This is a genomic window from Streptomyces sp. NPDC060198, from assembly GCF_042728415.1.
Classification (GTDB): Bacteria; Actinomycetota; Actinomycetes; order Streptomycetales; family Streptomycetaceae; genus Streptomyces.
Map to the genome: position 1 here is coordinate 1 of NZ_JBHWZJ010000549.1, position 3,405 is coordinate 3,405.

4 protein-coding genes are annotated in these 3,405 nt (G+C 74.1%); 2 read left to right on the forward strand and 2 right to left on the reverse strand.

Features of this window, described 5'->3' with window-relative positions; translation table 11 throughout:
- Window positions 1-14 precede the first annotated feature (14 nt).
- Both ACFWEP_RS33200 and ACFWEP_RS33205 read right to left on the reverse strand, forming a co-directional pair.
- A complete protein-coding gene (locus tag ACFWEP_RS33200) occupies window positions 15-338 on the reverse strand; it encodes a hypothetical protein (protein ID WP_387375800.1) in 324 nt (107 codons plus the stop codon).
- A 137-nt stretch (window positions 339-475) separates the two neighbouring features.
- Entirely contained in the window at window positions 476-1,258 is a 783-nt protein-coding gene (locus ACFWEP_RS33205; RefSeq protein WP_328722505.1) for a hypothetical protein, read from the reverse strand.
- Window positions 1,259-1,707: 449 nt separating this feature from the next.
- On the opposite strand from ACFWEP_RS33205, the gene ACFWEP_RS33210 reads away from it, so the two are divergent.
- Window positions 1,708-2,691 (forward strand): helix-turn-helix transcriptional regulator, encoded by a 984-nt coding sequence (locus ACFWEP_RS33210; protein ID WP_387375802.1) that lies wholly within the window; start codon window positions 1,708-1,710, stop codon window positions 2,689-2,691.
- Window positions 2,692-3,059: 368 nt separating this feature from the next.
- Window positions 3,060-3,275 carry a proteinase inhibitor I78 gene (locus ACFWEP_RS33215; RefSeq protein WP_387375804.1) on the forward strand — a complete coding sequence of 72 codons (216 nt, stop codon included), beginning with the start codon at window positions 3,060-3,062 and terminating at the stop codon, window positions 3,273-3,275.
- Window positions 3,276-3,405 lie beyond the last annotated feature (130 nt).

Below are 3,405 nucleotides of genomic sequence, written 5' to 3' on the forward strand. Positions count from 1 at the left end.
CGAGTGGCGGCCCCTCAGGGCTCCCGCGAGCCCGGCGGCAGGGCCGCGGGCTGCGGGCGCCCGGCGTGCCGGCCCACCCGCTGCCAGGCGCCGCCCGCGCCCATGCCGCCGCCGCTCTGGGCGGCCGTACGCCCCTGCTGCGCGGCGGCAGCGGCGTGCCCGAGGCCTCCCGGGCGTCCGGCGAGCCTGCCCGGACTCGTGAAGTTCAGGAAGCTCAGACTCTCCTCGCCGCTGCGGTCACCCGGAAGCGCCCGGAACGACCGCAGATATTCGGAGTACAGCGCGTCGTAGATCGGGGTGGGCGATGAGCCCCCCGGGAGGTCCCTGGAGGGACGCATGCCGGGGATCGGACTCAGATGCTGGCGGGGCGGGTCGTATGAGTGCACATACGGGCCAACGACCCCGGCCTCCGTCGGATGCGGCCCCGAGGGAGAAATCGCCACGCGGCCCGGGCCCGGGGGAGGGGCGGGCATGATCAGGTGCCGGCCAGCGGCATCGAGGCGGCGACGAGCAGACCGTTGACCGCCGCCTTGTCCAGCGCGTCCCTCAGCAGGTCCTCACGGGGCTGCTGGCCGATCGAGCCCGCCGGGGCGGCGAAGACCAGCACCTGCTGCGACCTGTTGACCGCGGCCCGCCACCCGTCGGTGACCTGGAGCGGCTGGTGCGCCTGCCACCAGGCGACGGGGGTACCACCGCCGGAGCCCGGCTGCAGCACCGCGTGCAGACGTCCCACGGCCAGCAGCACCGACCAGCCGGGCAGCGGCCCGGGCAGCCGGTCGAGATCGTACGACTGGCGGAAGCCCTGCTCGCGGAGCAGCTGGAGGAACTCGTCGCCCCCGCTGCCGTCGGTGCCGGGCCGGGCGATCGGGCCGGTCGGCTCGACCACCAGGGCCGGGCGGAGATCGTCCTCGATGAGGACGAGTCCGCTGGTGACGCCGAGGACGGCCTGTTCGGGCATGGGACCCTCCGGATCTTGCGGCTCGCTGCCGGTGATACTGCGCACCGCGCCCTGGAGCTGGTCCTCCGCGACGCGCACGACCTGGGACGGGATGCACGAGGCGTGCGCGAAGGCCAGTACGGCCGTCTCGTCGCCCACGAACAGCACGGTGCTGGTGCGTTCCTGCTCCGAGTCGCCGGGGGTGCGGCAGGAGGTGCAGTCGTAGCTGCCCGGGGCGTTGTCGCCGACGAGCAGCCGGTCTGCTTCGGCGTCGCCGATTTCGGCGCGTACGTCCTCGCTGACGTCGAGCATGCGCGGCACGGGTCGCTCCTAGGAGTCGGTGCGTGGCCGGGCGGGTCCCGGCTCATGCAAGAACAACGGACGATCCGTCGCCCGGGTCACGCCCTCGGAGGCACCGATACGGCGGGGGCCCGGGCGCGCCGGTCGCCCGGGCCGGGCAGCCGGGTTCGCCGTCCGGGAGGGGAGCGGGACCGGGATTCCGGGCTCCGTGCCCGGTCGGCCCGCCGCCGCGGGGGGCCGGCGGACCGGTTCGCGCGCGTGTGGCCGGGGTGCCGGCAGGGGCCTTCCGGTCCGTCGCGCGTACAGCATCGGGGGCAGCGTCCGTACGATCGGCGACGGTGCGCCCGCCCGGCCGGTCCGTCAGGAGGTCCGGACGGGACCGGTCCACCGGCCGCTCCCGGGAGGGCCCCGCTTCGGTCCGCGGCACTCGCGGACCGAAGGTGTCCGCGAGTGCTGGCAGACTGCCCGGCATGTTGGAGACCTCGGCACGACTGCTGCGCCTGCTCTCGCTCCTCCAGGCCCACCGCGACTGGAGCGGACACCAGCTGGCCGAGCGCCTCGGGGTCACCCCGCGGACCGTACGGCGCGACGTCGACAAGCTCCGCGAGCTCGGCTACCCCGTCCACGCCAGCCCGGGTACGGGCGGCGGCTACCAGCTCGGTGCCGGGGCGGCGCTGCCCCCGCTGCTGCTGGACGACGACGAGGCCGTGGCGGTGGTGGTCGGGCTGCGCACGGCCGCGGGCAACGGGGTCGAGGGCATCGGCGAGACCTCGGTCCGCGCCCTCGCCAAGGTGGAGCAGGTCCTGCCGGACCGGCTGAGCCGCCGGGTGGGCGCGCTGAGCGCCTTCACGGTGCCCATGGTGCGTGGGCCCGGGCCGGAGGGGAGCGCCGTCGACCCCGGCCTGCTGACCGAGCTCGCGGGCGCCTGCAGGGACTGCCGACGGCTTCGGTTCACCTATCGGGACCACGGGGGCTCCGAGTCCCGCAGGCACGCGGAACCGCACCGGCTGGTGTGCGCGGAACGCCGCTGGTACCTGGTCGCCTGGGACGTGGAGCGGGAGGGCTGGCGCACCTTCCGGGCCGACCGGATCACGCCGACGCCGCCGCACGGTTCCCGTTTCACGCCCCGCCCGCCTCCGGCACAGGACCTGGCCGCCTACGTCTCGCGGGGCGTCTCGACCACCGCCTACCCGGTCCGCGGGGTGGTCCGGCTGATGGTCTCCGCCGAGGAGGCGGCTTCCAGGATCAGCCCGTCCGCAGGCGTGCTGGAGGCCGTCGACTCGGGTAGCTGTCTGCTCACCGCGGGAGCGGCGAGCCTGGACGTGCTGGTTGTCCACGTACTCATGACGGGGTTCGAGTTCGCGGTCGTGGAGCCGCCCGAGCTCACCGGTCGCATCCTGGCCGCCCGCGATCTGCTGACCTCGGCGTTGCGTAGGTCGGGGCATTCCGCATAGTGGACGCGCCGGGGGGATGTGAGGGATTGGTGTGGGCGGGTAAGTCCGACATAAGGGCGAGTGAATTCCGGGCGGCGTCCTCATGTCCGTGGAAATACGGAAGAAGCGCGGGGTCGGGTCTTCCTCCGGGTCCCGCGCGCAATTCCCCGGTCCCGCGGACGGGTGTGCCGACGGCCGTCCGCATTACCCTTTCCGCTTCATCGGACGACTTGTTCGAGTGAATTGTTCGACCGGAATGCGGATGCGGATCTTGTGACACAAGTGTGACCGATGCCGCACCCGCAAGGGGCCCGGGAGCGGGGTTCCGCGAGATTCCGGCGCCGTCGGACCCTGCCCGGGGGCGCCCCGCACGCTCTACGGTGGAAGCCATGGCATCCCTACCGACTCCGCCCGCTCAGCCCGACGACCCGCCCGGTCCTTACGTCGGCCTGGGTGCCGAAAGCGCCGAGCGGCGGGCCGTGGCGCACGGCTGGACCGTGGTCCGTGCCGTGCCGCCGGGCACGTTCCTGACCATGGAGTTCCGCACGGGGCGCATCAACTTCCAGGTCGAGGACGGCACGGTGACCCGCTGCTGGATCGGCTGATCCGCCCGTCGCCCGGTCGTCCGGCCACCCGGCCACCTGGCCACCCGATCGCCCGGCCACCCGATCGCCCGGTCACCGGGTACGGGCCGCAGGGCCCACGGCCCGTGCCCGCCCAGGCCCGGACATGGTT

Excerpts from the sequence above, each read along its gene's own strand:
- ACFWEP_RS33200 (WP_387375800.1), bottom strand. The coding sequence starts at position 338 with ATGCGTCCCTCCAGGGACCTCCCGGGGGGCTCATCGCCCACCCCGATC.
- ACFWEP_RS33210 (WP_387375802.1), top strand. The coding sequence starts at position 1,708 with ATGTTGGAGACCTCGGCACGACTGCTGCGCCTGCTCTCGCTCCTCCAG.
- ACFWEP_RS33215 (WP_387375804.1), top strand. The coding sequence starts at position 3,060 with ATGGCATCCCTACCGACTCCGCCCGCTCAGCCCGACGACCCGCCCGGT.